The sequence below is a fragment of the Tessaracoccus sp. O5.2 genome, from assembly GCF_964266725.1.
Taxonomy (GTDB): Bacteria; Actinomycetota; Actinomycetes; order Propionibacteriales; family Propionibacteriaceae; genus Arachnia; species Arachnia lapidicapta.
In genome coordinates, this window is sequence record NZ_CAXWGV010000003.1 from 32976 (window position 1) to 47298 (window position 14323).

The window sequence follows — 14323 nt, forward strand, 5'->3', positions numbered from 1 at the left end:
ATGGCTGCCACCGCGGGCGGGATCATGGCTCTGAGCCTGTTCGCCTCCTGCTCCCCCGCCGAAACCCCCAGCGGCGGCGCCGCCGCCGGGTCCAGCGGCTCCGCGTCGGCCACCGCCGAGGAGCTCGGCGGCACCCTGACCCTCGCCACCACCAGCGACATCGGCCCCAAGCTCTTCATCGAGGACTTCCAGGAGGAGACGGGCGTCACGGTCAACGGCACCTACGCCGAGGCCGGCGCGCTGGGCGAACAGCTGCGGATCCAGATCACCTCGGGCACAGCCCCGGACCTCTTCCGCTCCGCTCCTGGGTACGCCGCCCCGTCCTCCGTGCTGAACCTGGCCGAGGAGGGCGCCCTGATGGACCTGTCGGACCAGCCCTGGGCCGCGAACGTCCCCGAGTCGTTCTCGCGCCTCCAGCAACTGGACGGCAAGACCTACGCCTTCCCCACCTACGGTCAGGCGATCCTCGCGTTCTACAACAAGGCCGTGTTCGAGGAGGTCGGCGTTGAGCCGCCGACCACGTGGAGCGAGTTCATAGACGTGCTGGACCAGTTGAAGGCTGCCGGCAAGGTACCCCTGGCGCTCGGCCTCGCCGACAACTACGTCATCCAGTTCCTGCCTTACGCGCTGTCGGCGACGCTTGTCAACGGCCTCGAGCCCGACTTCTACGACCAGCTCGAGGCCGGCGAGACGTCGTTCGCCGAGTCCGCGGGCTGGCGCGCCACGTTCGAGCAGTTCCTCGGCCTCATCGAGGACGGCTACACCACGCCCAGCCCCCTGGGCATGCCCGGCGATCCCGCGATGCAGTCCGTCGGCAACGGCGAGGCGGCCATCGTCGTGATGCCTTCGGCAGCCTCGCCGGTCCTGGCCGGATTCATGGAAGGCGGCGCCGACCAGATGGGCTCGTTCGCCATCCCGGCCACCGACAGCGCCGACGAGACGCACATCCCCTTCACGCCGGACTTCCTCGTGGTCAACGCCAAGGCCGAGAACCCGGACGCGGCGCTGGCGTTCCTGGAGTACATCTCCGAGCCGGAGCGCACCGCCGCCTGGGCTGCCGAGGTCGGCGCGATCCCGGCCCTCACGAACGCCGAGCCGCTGGACAACCCGCTCAACCAGACCGTGCAGCCGTTCCTCGATGAGGGCCGCACCACGCCGTTCGCCAACCACGTGTGGCCTGGCGGGCAGGTGGCCACCGCTCTCATGGAGGTCGGCCAGCAGGCCGTCGAAGGCTCGAAGACCGTCGACGATCTCCTGCAGGCGCTCGACGCGGCATACCAGGAGAGCATGTCGTGAGCATCGCTCTCGCCGAGAGGGGGTCTGCGATCCCGCAGGCCCCCTCGCCGGCCGCGCCGGGCCGGCGGCGCAGCGGCGCGCGGCTCGTCCCCCAGTGGTTCCTCCTCCCGGCCCTCGCCCTGTACGCGATCGTGGTGCTGTACCCCTCGGTCGCCGGCGGCTGGTACGCCTTCACCGACTGGAAGGGTGGCGCTGAGGCCAACTGGATCGGCCTCGACAACTTCCGCGAGCTCATGGCCGATCAGGCCGCCGTCGCCTCGCTGCGCAACACGCTCACCATCGCCGTGACGCTGACCGTCGCGCAGTCCGGGCTCGGCCTGCTCCTGGCGCTGGCCCTGAACTCCGCCATCCGGGCCCGGAACCTCCTGAGGACCCTGTTCTTCGCCCCGATGATGATGCCGCCGGTCATCGTCGGCCTGCTGTGGCAGTACATCTACACGCCCGACGGCCCCCTCGACACCGCCATGGGCGCCCTGGGCATGGACGGGCTGATCCAGAGCTGGCTCGGCAACTCCCAGCTCGCGCTGTGGGCCATCATCGCCAGCGTCATCTGGCACCACGTCGGCATGTCGATGGTCATCTTCCTCGCCGGACTCCAGGGAATCCCCGACGAACTGTACGAGTCCGCCGCACTCGACGGGGCGAGCACCCTGCAGCGCTTCTGGTTCGTCACCCGCCCCCTGCTCGGCCAGGCCACGACCATCGCCACCGCCCTCACCATGACGTCGTCCCTGAAGCTCTTCGACCAGGTCTTCGTCATGACCGGTGGCGGGCCCGGTGTCTCCACGCAGACCCTCTCGCTCATCATGTACCGGGAGGCGTTCGTCTACGGCGAGTACGGTTACGGGTCAGCGATCGCCCTCGTCCTGACGATGATCGTCGCCTTCATCGTCTTCCTCCAGATGTCCGTCACGCGGCGGGGAGAAACCGAAGCATGAGCACCTCAACCAGCATCCCCGTTCCGCCGACGACGGCGACCCCCGTCCGCCGCCGCTCGCGGCGCCGCCCTCGCCAGGGCTACGGGCGCCCGATCCTCGAACTCGTGATGGTCCCCGTCACCATCGCGTACCTGTTTCCCCTCTACATCATGGTCACGATGTCGTTCAAGACGACCTCGGAGATCGCGTCGTCCACCGTCGCGCCGCCCGCGTCCCTGTTCCTCGGCAACTACCAGACCGCTTGGGAGTCCGCGGACCTCGGCCGGGCGATGGTCAACAGCCTGCTCATCACCGCGGTCAGCATCACCGTCGCCGTCCTCATCGGCGCGATGGCCGCCTACGCGATCGTGCGCGGCAGCCGGCGGACCAGCACGGCGAAGCTCATGCTCTTCCTCCTCGGACTGATGATCCCGGGCCAGCTCGGAATGGTGCCGCTCTACATGCTCATGCGCGACGTCGGCCTGCTCCAGACGCACGCCTCCCTCATGATCTTCTACGTCGGCAGCCTCATGCCGATGACCGTCTTCCTCTACACAGGGTTCCTCAAGACGCAGTCGCCCACGTACGAAGAAGCCGCCAAGATCGACGGCGCGGGCTGGTGGCGCGCGTTCTTCCACGTGGTGTTCCCCCTGCTGCGGCCGGTGACCGGCACCGTGATCATCGTCAACACGATCAACACCTGGAACGACTTCCTCACCCCGCTGCTCTACCTTGCGGGAACTGAGAACCGCACCCTCCCGGTGGCCGTGTTCTCCTTCCAGGGCGAGTTCGCCAGCGAGTGGGGTCTGATCTTCGCGGGGATGATGATCGCTGCCCTCCCCGTGCTCATCGTGTACTTCTTCCTGCAGCGCCACGTCATCCAGGGCTTCGCGGGCGGACTGAAGGGTTGAGCCTTCCCGATGAGGTGCCGGGCGGTTGGCTGCCGCTCGGCAGCAACACCCACCTCCCGGTCCGCGTCGGTCCACCGTTCAACGCGGCCCGTGCGGCGGGTGTGACCACCCGGCTTCACCACCCCCTGACCGGAGCACCGCGGACACTGCGGCTCGTCTTCGCCAACTGGATGAACGACGGCGGCCGCGATGCACCCGGTCCCAACACCCTCACCCTCGGAGTCACCGTGGAGTCGGCAGGCGACCACCGTACGGTCCGCTTCGCAGGCCTCCCCGAGGCGACCCTGATGCCCGGCCAAGCGCTGGTGTCCGACCCGCTCGATCTCGGCGCCGCCGCCGACGCGATCACGACCACGACGCGCGTCCGCCCCACGTCAGGTGACCACGTCCCGCTCGGGCCGGAGGCCGACACCACAGCGGGCGAATCCGTCCAGGCCCTCCTCCCCGACGGGACCTGGGACGTCCTGCGCCATGGCTTCGGCCCCTGCCAGATCCTCGGCGTCCCCACCCGGGACCACCACCCGGAACACGTCCTCGTCGTCGGCGATTCGAACGCCGTCGGCTTCGGCGACCGGCGCGGCAGCGCCGCTCACCTCGGATGGGTTCGGCGGCTGTTCGACGGCCGCCGCCTCGCCGTCAACGCGTCCACGAGCGGAGCGACGGCCGCCGCGGCCCTCGCCGAGGAGCCCTCGCTTCGGCGCGCCCAGCTGTCGGCGGCTGCCGTGCCCGGGTTGGCCGTCGTCGCGCTCGGCACCAACGACCTCCAGCGCGGCGGCGACCTCGCCGCGGTGCAGGCTGCCCTGCAGTCCCTGTGGCGTGTCCTCAGCGACGAGGGATGGCGCATCGCGGCGGTCACCATCCCGCCCGTCACGGAGTCCAGCGACGCCTGGGTGACGGTCGACTCGCAGGCCCCCACTCCCGGCCACCGGGAGCGAGTGGCCCTCAACGAGTGGCTCCGCCGCCGCCCGGACCCTGTCGACGAGGTGTGGGACCTCGCCGAGGTCGTGGCCGCCGGTTCCACGCGGTGGAGACCGGGCCTGACGCACGACGGCGTGCACCTCAGCCCCCATGGACACGCGGCGGTCGCCCACAGGTTCGCCGGCCGCCTCCGCTGAGAGCGAGCACACTCGAGGGCCGGCCGGGTGAACCCCGGCCGGCCCTCGGTCCCTGGTCAGCTCTCGATGCGCAGAATGGCACTCCGCCACTTCGTGAGCGGCACCCGGATGCCCTGCGCCGCCAAGGCTGCGGCGTCGCCGCTGAACACCTCCTGCCCGCTCTCGGCCACGAGCCGGAACGTGCCGGTGCGCTTGAGGATGGGATGGATCTTGTCGCGGTCCTCGTTCTTCGCCGCCCGCCGATAGACGACGACGTGCTGCGGACCCTCCGTCCACACGTGGTCCGTGCTGGTCCGCTGGTCGACGGCCACGCCGGCGTCGCTCAGGAACTTCGCCAGCTTCTGCGGCTTGAGGGCCTCCATGTCGTCGACCCAGAGGATCGGGACGGGGAAGCCGTCGGCCGCCAGCACGCTCCGAACCCGCTCGTCCAGGTTGCGTCGATCCACAACGACCGCCTTGTAGTCGAACTCCGCGCTCAGACCGTCGACCTGCTCGAGCCCCGTCGGGACCATCGTCAGGAGCCGATCGATCACCTCGTCATCGGTCAGCAGATGGAACGGACCGAGGTGCAGGTCGAGCGCCAGCCGAACGAACGGCACGACCGAGAAATTGTGACCGTTGGCGATCGGCACGGCGGCCGGGTTCTGGATGACAGCCACCTCGGCGGCGGACCAGTCCACGGGTCCGGCCGCGTACACCGGCGCGAAGCGGGTGAAGTGGCGGTCGAAGGACTCCCGGAAGGGCACGAAGTCGGAGGCGTTGTGCCACAGCGCCCAGTGGAGCTGGCCCACGGCGCCGGCGGCGTAGTACTGCGCCAGTCCCGCCTCGATCATGTAGTCGCCGGCCTCCCGCTGCGTCATGTCGGGCAGGAACGACTCCCAGCCATAGCTCCCGCCCTCGCCGTTGTACACCGGGGCACGGCCGGTCGAGTACGGCGCGAACAGCGACGCGATGGCGTGGGAGAAGACGGCGTCGACGTCGCGGGCCAGCCACGGCGACCGGCGCTGCTCAGCATCCGCCCGCAGCGGCAGGGGCGCGTTGGGCATGTAGTGGTGGGGCGCATTGCCGTCGACGAGGTTCGGCAGCTGCCAGGTGGACACCGACGTCGAGACGTCGTGGCCGTAGGCGGGCACCATGGCGAACACCAGTCGCTCGGGATCGGCTGATTTCACCGCGAGGGCGGCCTGCTCCGTGACGCGTCGCCAGTTCGACTGGATGGACATGAAGGCGTCGTGCGGCTCGTTGTGCGGGATCTCGATGCCCATCACGTTGGGATCGCCCTTGTAGTGGGCTGCCAGCCAGCGGTGCGCGTCGAGGAGCGCCGCCAGATGGTCGCGGTCGGCGAGGTTGAGCGTCCCCCGCTCCGTCGGCGACGGCGCCAGGTAGCCGAATCCGGTGCCGGGCTTGCCCGTGCCGGCGTCGTGGTTGTTGCCGCCGCTCCAGTAGTCGTAGGGGTCCACCGGGTAGCGGTGCCAGTCGAGGATCAGCCGGACGCCGTGCGCGCCGGCGCGGGCGACGAAGTGATCGAGCATGGCCGGCCATGAGGTGTTCATGCCGCGCGAGGAGATCTCACCGGCCCACGCGTCGTCGTCGGGGAAGACACCCCGGGCGGGCTGCACCATGCCGAGGTTGATGGGCACGCGGACGGCGCGCAGCCCCCACGCGGCCATGAGCGCGACATCGGCGTCCAGCCCGGTCCAGTCGGCGTTGCGGGGGAACTTCAGCATCATGAGGTCGTAGTTGAAGCCGGTGAACCCGAACGCCCGGTCGCCCTCCATGAGGCGGCCGTCGACCACCCGGAGCATCGCGAGGTCCTGGGGTTCGCGCACTTCCACCGGGAACTGGTGTGTCACGCCGAGGTGGTCGACGGAGATTTTGGCCGAGCCAGCCCGCAGCGGTGTCAGGTACCCGTAGGCGTTGACGGCGACCACGTCCGGTGCGCTCGACACCAGCTCCGAGTGCTGCGTGACGTCCTTGCGCTTGCCGTCGGCGTACACGGCCCGCACGACGAGCGGGACGATGTCCTCGTCGCCCGTGAGGATCACGGGGAGCCCGGTGGTCTCCAACGTCGACGGCGGCACGGGCTCGACGGTGTGCTCGACCCGGACGTCGTCGAACCACGCCGTCGCGCTCGTCGAGCCCAGGGTCATGTGGTCCTTCCACAGCTGCAGCTCGAGCCGGATCACGTCCTGCATGCCGGCGATGTTGTTCCAGTGGGTCACCTCCACGTGCTGCCACCCGGCGGCGCCCGGGGTCACGTTGACCTGGGCGTTGCGCTGCCCCTGCGTGGAGCTCACGAGGCGCACTTGGACGCGGGTGACCCGTTCGGTGGCCACCTTGAAGCTCACCTTGGTCACGGCGAGGCCGTCCAGGGTCTTGCGGAGCGCGACGTAGCGCCCCGCCTTGGCGAAGTCGCCCGTGAGCCTGCCCGACCGCAGCCCCTCCGCCGCGCGGGTGTCGTCGCGGACGAACTCGGCGACCGCGGCGCCGTACTCGTTGCCGAGGTGGACCGCCCACGGCTCATGGCGCGACTCGAAGTGGCCGACGACGTCGATCCACGTGGTCGGGGCCGCGCTGGCGGTGCCGGCTGGGCCTGCCGCGAGCAACGATGTGGCGACGACGGCGCCGGTTCCGATCAACAGACTGCGCCGGGTGACTTGGGTGTCCTGCATAGACCCTGCTCCTGGGTAGGGCGCCCGCTCCTTTGCTAAAGCGCTTTAGTAGCATATCGTAGGGCCACGATCGACCACGGTCAATGGATCGACGCGATCCGGTTCAGGGGCGCAGCGCGGCGACGGCGACCACCGTCGCACCCGCCACGGCCGCGACCCCGGCCGCCACCCACGCCGGTCCCAGCAGTGCCGCCGGCACCCCACTGAGCGCCACCACCGCGAGCCCCGCGCACACGCTGATCGCGACGAACCCCATCACGCCCAGCGCCATCCGGCGGGCTGCACGGGCGGTGATCGCGGCGTACGACGGACCCGCGGCGGCGAGGGCCGTCACCAGGTGGAACCCCGCGACCACCGCCGCCACCGTCAGCCACTGCCACCAGGGGGCGTCGGCTCCGCCGGCCAGCCACATGATCGCCACGACCCCGACGAGTCCCAGCGCCGCCCCCGAGTCCGGTCGGACTGTGGCGGCCAGCGCCAGCACCGACCCCGCCACGAGCAGCGCCGTCGAGAGGATCATGGGGAACCAGAGCCATCCCAGCGCAGCGGCCCCCATGCCGCACGCCAGGACCCCCACCCGCAGCACCCACTGCGGGCCGCTGGTGATCCGGAGGGCGTAGAGCCAGCCGGCGACGAGTTCGGCCAGATCCCTCATCGGCCGACCACCCGCCTGGGGGCGGAGCGGGCCGCCTCCATCGACAACAGCACGCTGGCGAGGCTCCCGGTCCCCCGCCAGGGCGTCACCGGGATGCCGAGCGACCGGAGCCGCGCCACCGCTGCGTCGCGCTCCATCCGCCGGATCATCCATGCCTCGCCGAGGAAGGTGTCGCGCCGGAACGACGCGATGTCGTCGAACCGGCCGATCTCCTCCGGCAGCGTGTCGACACCGATTACCTCCGCGCCCATTCGGCGCAGCCTCACGATCTCGTCCTGGGCCTCGCGCTCCAGGAGCGGCGAGCAGAAGAACACCAGCATCCCGCTGGTCACGGACCCCACCGGCCGGAGCACGTCCCAGTCGGGCACGCTGCGGTTCGCCCGCGACAACACGTTCAGCACCACCCGCGCTTGCCGGGGGCCGGTTCCGGAGCGCACGTGGCCGATGCGGCGGCCGAGGTCGTGGATGGCCACGCGGTCGCCGAAGCCGACGTAGTGCCGCGAGATGGCGGCGACCGCCCGCACCGTCGCGTCCAGGCTGGTGGCCGCGCCCGCGTCGGCGGGGACGATGTCGAGGAGCGTGTCAGCCACGATGAGCACGTCGGTGTCGCGTTCGGTGAGGGTGGAGTTCACGTGCACGGCCCCCAGCCGCGACGTCACGCGCCAGTTGATCCGCTTGAGCCGGTCGCCGGGCCGGAACTCGCGGACGTCGGCCAGGTCGCTGCCGTCACCGCGGTGCCGCGAGCGGTGCATGCCGACGATGCCGATCGGGTGGGCGACCCCGCTGCCGCCCTCGAGGGTCGACGACGCGGGCCGCACCGTCACGGTGACCCGGGGCAGCATCGTCGACGCCCGCCAGGAACCGCTGGGGTCCGCGACCGCCACGCGGCCGGGGCCGACGTCGTAGCGGCCCCACCGCTCGGGCTGCACCGCCATCGTCACGCCCTCCGGCACCACGGCGTCCACCACGGTTCCGGCGTCGGGCTCGAGCGCGACGCCTGCCCGCACCGGCCATTGAGCCGTGACGAGCGACGACGGCCACGCCGCCGAGACTGAGACCGCCAGCGGCACCGACTCGCCCTCCGGCACCACGACCGCCCGCGGGCGCACGTCGACGCGCGGCCCGCCACGCCGTCGCATGCCCCACCCCCAGGCGAGGTGCACCACGAACGGCGCGACGAGCACCACGAGGTCGGGGCGCCGGGCCACGAGCGCGACCACCCCGAGCACGGCCGCGGCACCCAGTGACCGCAGCAGCGCCGGGGTGTGGGTCAGCTGCATCACACGCTCTCCGCGTGGGGGACGGGGACGACGTCCAGCACGGCCCGAACGATGGATTCGGGCGCGACGTTGTTGAGCCACAGCTCCGGCCGGATCACGATGCGGTGCCCGAGCGCGGGCACGGCCAGTCGCTTGACGTCCTCAGGGATGACGAAGTCGCGGCCCTCGATCAGCGCCAGCGCCCGCGAACACAGCAGCAGCGCCAACGACCCGCGCGGCGACGCCCCGACCAGCGTGTCCTGGTGCTCGCGCGTGGCGCGGACCAGGTCGATGGCGTAGCGCCCCACGGACTCCGCGACATGGATGCGCTCGACGCAGTCCTGTACCGCCAGCAGGCCGGCGGGGTCGAGCACGGCCGGCACCGTGACCTCCTCGCGCCGCCGTTCCATCCGCCGCGACAGCACGTCCCACTCCTCGTCGAGCGACGGGTACCCGAACGCCAGGCGCAGGAGGAACCGGTCGAGTTGGGCCTCCGGCAGGGGGTAGGTGCCCTCGTGCTCGATCGGGTTGGCGGTGGCCAGCACGTGGAACGGGCGCGGCAGCACGAACGTGTGACCCTCGACGGTGACCTGGCGTTCCTGCATCGCCTCGAGCAGCGCGGACTGGGTCTTCGGCGGGGTGCGGTTGATCTCGTCGGCCAGCAGTAAGCCGGTGAAGACGGGTCCCTCGCGGAAGCTGAACTCGGCCGTGTGCTGGTCGAAGATGTAGGAGCCCGTCAGGTCGGCCGGGAGGAGATCGGGTGTGAACTGCGCGCGGGTGAACTCCAGGCCCAGGGCTTGGGCCAGCGACCGGGCGGCCAGCGTCTTGCCCAGGCCGGGGAGGTCCTCGAGCAGCACGTGCCCCCCGGCGAGCACCCCGGCCAGCACCAACGTCATCTGGTCGCGTTTGCCGACCAGGGCGGTGTCGACGGCGTCGAGGACCTGCCGGACGAGCGCGGTGGCCTCCGCGGGGGCGAGCGCATCTGGGCTGCTCATAGCGAATCGATCTCCTTGAGGTGGGCGTGGAGGGTCTTGCGGGTGAGGACCTGCGCGTGGTCCGCCTCGGCGCTGCGGAGGTAGCGCAGCAGCGCCGGGGAGAGGGCGCCGTCGGCGTGCGCGAGAGGGTCCGGCACCCCGTCGGGCACCCGCCCGGACAACACGAGCCGGCGGGCGGTGAGGTCGCCGAGCTGCCGGGCGAGCCGGCGCGCGTCGAAGTCGCGGCCGGGCTGGGCGTGCGCGAGCATCGACGAGGTCCTACGGGTCCGGATGTCGGCCTGGAAGTGCGGAGAGCGGGTCTCCCACGACGGCTGGACCCACTCCGGGGGCTCGCCGGCAGGGCGCAGGTGTGCCCCGGCCCACGTGCCTACCGCGACGACGACGGCGGTGAGGAACGCAATGAGCGGATCGACCCGCAGGTTGAGTGCGCCGTCGACGGCGACGACGATCGCCGCCAGGCCGAGCCACACCGCCAGCCGCAGCGCGAGTCCACGCGCGGCCGTCACGGGGCCGCCTTGCCGGTGAGCTGGGCGCTGAGTGTCTCCAGTGCCGCGATGGCGCGGTCGCGGTCGGCGTCGGTCAGCTCGTGCGTGGAGAACATCGCCTGCCGGTACAGCTCGGCCAGGTCGCCCAGCGCGGTGGCGTCGACGGCGGCGTGGCTGATCACCTCGACGGTGAACTCTTCCGACGTCTGCGCGGGCCGCCGGAAGACCCCGGAGGAGACCGCGACGTGTTCGAGCCGCCGCCAGCACTCGATGACCGCCCCGTCGACGGCGATCCCCCGCCGCAGCTCGGCGACGGCCTCCTCCAACGTCTCGGCCAGCTCCTCGTCGTCGATCTCGGGGATCTCGGCCTCGTTGCCGGCCGGGTCGGCGGCGTGACGCCGCTCCGTGCGGATGAGCTCGGCCCGCAGCCGGTAGAGGAAGGCTCCGACGAGGGCCAGGATCGCGGCGGCGACGAGCAGCCGGAGCACGTCGTCGGCCCACGCGGGCAGGACGAGGGGTTCCACGTCCGGGGCGGGGAACAGCGGCGACGCGGAGGGCAGGACGTCGAGGTCAGGCAGCGAGGGCGCCGGCTCCGGTGACAGGGTGGGCGCGGGCCTGGGCAGGATCTCGACAGCCGAGGGGCGCGGGCTGGCCGCGCCGAGCACCACCACCGCGAGGAGTACGAACGTGGCGGCGACCGCGAGGACGGTGCCCGCCCAGTGTCGTTGCGGCGCGCTCACTGGCCTCCGCCGTCGACGAGCTTCACGGTGACGACGTCGTCGCCCGACTTCACGCCGTGGGTCCGGAACGCCTCAAGGACCCGCTGGATGACCGCGTCCTGCGCGGTCCGGGTCTCCAGCTGGCGGGCGCCCGACCAGAACCGCAGGTCCATGCGGACCGTCGCCGTCCCGATCTCGCGCAGCAGGGCGTCGGGCGCGGGGTCCGCGAGTACGGACGGCACCGTGCTGATGGCCTCGAGCGCCACCAGGCGGGCGCGGCTGAGATCGGTGGCGTCGTCGAGTTCCACCGACACGGTGGACCGCACCCGCTCGTACCCCGTCTGGACGGTGACGATCTCCGAGTGCAGTGACGAGTTCGGGATCAGGACGAGCCGGCCGTCGAACGTGCGCAGCGCCGTGTGGGACAGTCCCATCTCGCTGACGGTGCCGGCATGGTCGAGGACGGAGATCTGGTCGCCGACGCGGAACCGGTCGCGGGCCAGGATGACGATACCGGCGAACATGTTGCCCAGCACCGTCTGGAACGCGATGCCCGCGGCGAGCGAGATGATGGTGATGCCACCGAGCACGTCGACGGGTTTGACGCTGGGGAACACGACCGTGACCGCCGCGGCCGCCGACAGCACCACGATCGTCACGTGGACGAGGTTGGAGAACACCCGCGTCGAGCTCGCGCTCCGGCCGCGCCAGGCCAGGAGCCGTCGCACGACGGCGCGCGCCGCGAGCCCGACCAGGACGCCGACCAGCAGCACCGCCAGCCCGGTCGCCACGGCCTGCCAGGTGATGGGTGGAAGCTCGATCACGTCCCGGCTCCTTTCGTGGCTGCTCAGAGCCTACGACGCCGGGGACGGCACCGGGGTCAGGCGGGGGCGGCGGCCAGGCTGCGGCGGTCGCGGCGCCACATGCCGCGGGTCGAGTCCAGCACGTCGGTGACCGCGTCCCGGGCGGCGGCGACGACGTCGCCCAGTTGGCTGTGCCCGGGCCGCTTGTTGGGCAGCGAATGGCGGAACACCTTGGCCCAGGCCGACCCCACCTGCTTCGGCAGCGGACCGGTCACGTAGCGCAGCCCGTAGCGCTCCATCAGCGCCCGGATGCGGGGGGCGATCTCGGCGTACCGGTTGCTCGGCATGTCGGGGAAGAGGTGGTGCTCGATCTGGTGCGACAGGTTCCCGGTCATCACGTGCATGAACCGCGAGCCGCTGATGTTGGCCGAGCCGAGCATCTGACGCACGTACCACTCGCCCCGGGTCTCGCCCTCGATGGACTCGGTCTCGAACGTCTCCACGCCGTCGGGGAAGTGGCCGCAGAAGATCACCGAGTGCGTCCACACGTTGCGGGCGGTGTTGGCGATGGCATTGGCGAGCAGGGTCGACAGCGCCGACGGCCCCGACAGCAGGGGGTGCACCACGTAGTCCTTGCCCATCTGGGCGCGCAGCTTCTTCAGCACCTTCTTCAGGTCCGCCATGAAGACGTCCTTGTCCTTCGTACCGTCCTTGAAGCCCTTGACATCGAGGTCGTACGCCGCGATGCCGTACTCGAAGAACAGTGCCGTGAAGAAATTGGTGACCGGCTGGAACAGGTGGTTCAGCTTCCACTCCTGATCTGGGTCCACGCGCAGGATGTTGTAGCCGAGGTCGTTGTCCATGCCGACGACGTTGGTGTAGGTGTGGTGCTCGACGTTGTGGGACTTCTTCCACTGCTCGGCGGGCGAGGCGAAGTCCCACTCCCACGTGCTCGAGTGGATCTTCTCGTCGCGCATCCAGTCCCACTGGCCGTGGAGGATGTTGTGGCCGATCTCGGTGTTCTCGATGATCTTGGCCACCGTGAGGCCGGTGGTCCCGACGACGAACGCGGGCGGGAACTTCGAGAACAGCAGCACGACGCGGCTGGCGAGTTCGAGCGACCGCTGGGTGCGGATCATGCGCCGGATGTAGGCGGCGTCGGCGGCTCCGCGGCTCGCGAGGACCTCGTCGCGGATGGCGTCGAGCTCGCGGCCGATGTCCTCGATGTCCTCCGGTGTGAGGTGCGCGATGGGGTTGCGCTTCCCGCTGGCGGAGACCTCTGCGCGGGCCTCGGGGCGGGTGGTGGTGATGCGGTTGGTGCGGGTGGGTGATGCGGTCATGATGGCTCTCAAACTCGGAGGTGGCAGGGGCCGGCGGCGGCCGACACGCAGGTCTGGACGAGGACCGGATCCTCGGGGTTGGCGGTGGTGACCTCGCCCGTGCGCAGGTCTCGCACGCTGCCGTCGGTGAGGGGCAGGACGCAGTTGAAGCAGATGCCCATCCGGCAGCCCGACGGCATGAGCACACCGGCGTCCTCACCGGCGTCGAGCAGGGTCGTGGCGGCGTCGGCCGCGACCGTGACCCCGGCGCCCGTGAAGGTGACCTCGCCGCCGTCGCCGACGGCGTGGATGCGGGGCCGGAACCGTTCGGTGTGCAGGCGTCCCGAGAGCCCTGCGGCGGCCCAGTGGGCTTCGGCGTCGTCGAGCAGTCCGGTGGGCCCGCAGACCCAGACGTCGCGGTCGCGCCAGTCCGGGACCACGCCGTCGAGGGCGGTCACGGGGAGGATGCCGTCGGTGCCGGTGAACCGGGTGACGAGGGAGATGCGGCCTTGGGCCGCGAGCGCGGTGAGGTCGCGCCGGAACAACATGTCGCCGCTGGTGGGGGCGGAGTGCACGACCACGACGTCCCGCGGGAGGGGATCGTTGCGGAGCATGCCCATGACGGGGGTGATTCCGCTGCCGGCGGTGAGGAAGAGGACCCTGTCCGGGGCGGGGTCGGGCAGCACGAAGTCCCCGGTGGCCTGGTCCAGCATGAGCACCGTGCCGGGGCGCAGGCCGTGGCGGACATGGTTGCTGACCTTGCCATCGGGGATGGCGCGGACGGTGATGGAGATGGTCTCGGCGCCGACGGGGCTCGTGATCGAGTAGGCGCGCCAGTGGCGTACCCCGTCGACGTCCAGACCGATCCGCGTGTACTGCCCCGGGCGGTGACCCCGCCACCCGCGGCCGGGCCGGATGAGGATCGTGGTCGCGGTGGGGGTCTCCGGGGTGACCGCGACGACCCGCCCCCGCAGGTCCGCGCCGGAGCGGAGCGGGTCGACCAGATCGATGAAATCCTCGGGCAGCAGGGGCGTCGCGAGGGCCTCTGCCACCCGGCGCGCACCGCGACCCACGCGGGCCAGGGCGCGCTTGACGGAGGAGCGGTCCGCCTGTGGCGGGGCGACGACGTCGCCCGGTGAGGTCACTCCCCCAGGTTAACCTACGGTTGCGTAGGTTC

At 71.1% G+C, this 14323-nt stretch carries 13 protein-coding genes; 4 read left to right on the forward strand and 9 right to left on the reverse strand.

What is annotated here, in order from left to right; all coding sequences use genetic code 11:
- Genes ACFQPD_RS02075 through ACFQPD_RS02090 form a run of 4 tightly spaced genes read left to right on the forward strand, consistent with a single transcriptional unit; the run spans position 1 to position 4239 of the window.
- On the forward strand, positions 1–1296 hold the full coding sequence (locus ACFQPD_RS02075; protein WP_385897940.1) for an ABC transporter substrate-binding protein: 1296 nt from the start codon (positions 1–3) through the stop codon (positions 1294–1296).
- Entirely contained in the window at positions 1293–2234 is a 942-nt protein-coding gene (locus ACFQPD_RS02080; protein ID WP_385897942.1) for a carbohydrate ABC transporter permease, read from the forward strand. Before ACFQPD_RS02075 ends, ACFQPD_RS02080 begins: the two co-directional genes overlap by 4 nt.
- A complete protein-coding gene (locus tag ACFQPD_RS02085) occupies positions 2231–3124 on the forward strand; it encodes a carbohydrate ABC transporter permease (protein ID WP_078919782.1) in 894 nt (297 codons plus the stop codon). The genes ACFQPD_RS02080 and ACFQPD_RS02085 overlap by 4 nt, the downstream gene beginning before the upstream one ends.
- Positions 3121–4239, forward strand: a complete 1119-nt coding sequence (locus ACFQPD_RS02090) for an SGNH/GDSL hydrolase family protein (RefSeq protein ID WP_385897945.1) — start codon at positions 3121–3123, stop codon at positions 4237–4239. The genes ACFQPD_RS02085 and ACFQPD_RS02090 overlap by 4 nt, the downstream gene beginning before the upstream one ends.
- Before the next feature lie 56 nt (positions 4240–4295).
- Here the strand turns inward: ACFQPD_RS02090 and ACFQPD_RS02095 are convergent, their stop codons facing one another.
- From ACFQPD_RS02095 to ACFQPD_RS02135, 9 genes are all read right to left on the reverse strand, one after another.
- Complete coding sequence (locus ACFQPD_RS02095; RefSeq protein WP_385897947.1) at positions 4296–6911, reverse strand: cellulase family glycosylhydrolase; 2616 nt, start codon at positions 6909–6911, stop codon at positions 4296–4298.
- Positions 6912–7014: 103 nt separating this feature from the next.
- On the reverse strand, positions 7015–7566 hold the full coding sequence (locus ACFQPD_RS02100) for a hypothetical protein (protein ID WP_385897950.1): 552 nt from the start codon (positions 7564–7566) through the stop codon (positions 7015–7017).
- Positions 7563–8846, reverse strand: coding sequence for a DUF58 domain-containing protein (locus ACFQPD_RS02105; RefSeq protein ID WP_385897952.1), 1284 nt, complete (start codon positions 8844–8846; stop codon positions 7563–7565). Before ACFQPD_RS02105 ends, ACFQPD_RS02100 begins: the two co-directional genes overlap by 4 nt.
- Positions 8846–9820: an AAA family ATPase gene (locus ACFQPD_RS02110; protein WP_385897954.1), complete on the reverse strand. Its 975-nt coding sequence runs from the start codon at positions 9818–9820 to the stop codon at positions 8846–8848. Before ACFQPD_RS02110 ends, ACFQPD_RS02105 begins: the two co-directional genes overlap by 1 nt.
- Positions 9817–10326 carry a hypothetical protein gene (locus tag ACFQPD_RS02115; protein WP_385897956.1) on the reverse strand — a complete coding sequence of 170 codons (510 nt, stop codon included), beginning with the start codon at positions 10324–10326 and terminating at the stop codon, positions 9817–9819. The genes ACFQPD_RS02110 and ACFQPD_RS02115 overlap by 4 nt, the downstream gene beginning before the upstream one ends.
- The gene (locus ACFQPD_RS02120; protein ID WP_385897959.1) at positions 10323–11045 is read right to left on the reverse strand and encodes a DUF4129 domain-containing protein; all 723 of its coding nucleotides are present in this window, start codon (positions 11043–11045) and stop codon (positions 10323–10325) included. Before ACFQPD_RS02120 ends, ACFQPD_RS02115 begins: the two co-directional genes overlap by 4 nt.
- Positions 11042–11848 (reverse strand): mechanosensitive ion channel family protein, encoded by an 807-nt coding sequence (locus ACFQPD_RS02125; RefSeq protein WP_385897961.1) that lies wholly within the window; start codon positions 11846–11848, stop codon positions 11042–11044. Before ACFQPD_RS02125 ends, ACFQPD_RS02120 begins: the two co-directional genes overlap by 4 nt.
- Before the next feature lie 56 nt (positions 11849–11904).
- A complete protein-coding gene (locus tag ACFQPD_RS02130) occupies positions 11905–13167 on the reverse strand; it encodes a fatty acid desaturase family protein (RefSeq protein ID WP_385897964.1) in 1263 nt (420 codons plus the stop codon).
- A gap of 8 nt (positions 13168–13175) precedes the next feature.
- Positions 13176–14291 (reverse strand): ferredoxin reductase, encoded by a 1116-nt coding sequence (locus tag ACFQPD_RS02135; RefSeq protein WP_385897967.1) that lies wholly within the window; start codon positions 14289–14291, stop codon positions 13176–13178.
- Positions 14292–14323 lie beyond the last annotated feature (32 nt).

Bases quoted from the DNA above. Each gene is read 5' to 3' on its own strand.
- ACFQPD_RS02075 (WP_385897940.1), top strand. From the start codon at position 1: ATGGCTGCCACCGCGGGCGGGATCATGGCTCTGAGCCTGTTCGCCTCC.
- ACFQPD_RS02085 (WP_078919782.1), top strand. From the start codon at position 2,231: ATGAGCACCTCAACCAGCATCCCCGTTCCGCCGACGACGGCGACCCCC.
- ACFQPD_RS02095 (WP_385897947.1), bottom strand. From the start codon at position 6,911: ATGCAGGACACCCAAGTCACCCGGCGCAGTCTGTTGATCGGAACCGGC.
- ACFQPD_RS02100 (WP_385897950.1), bottom strand. From the start codon at position 7,566: ATGAGGGATCTGGCCGAACTCGTCGCCGGCTGGCTCTACGCCCTCCGG.
- ACFQPD_RS02105 (WP_385897952.1), bottom strand. From the start codon at position 8,846: ATGCAGCTGACCCACACCCCGGCGCTGCTGCGGTCACTGGGTGCCGCG.
- ACFQPD_RS02110 (WP_385897954.1), bottom strand. From the start codon at position 9,820: ATGAGCAGCCCAGATGCGCTCGCCCCCGCGGAGGCCACCGCGCTCGTC.
- ACFQPD_RS02130 (WP_385897964.1), bottom strand. From the start codon at position 13,167: ATGACCGCATCACCCACCCGCACCAACCGCATCACCACCACCCGCCCC.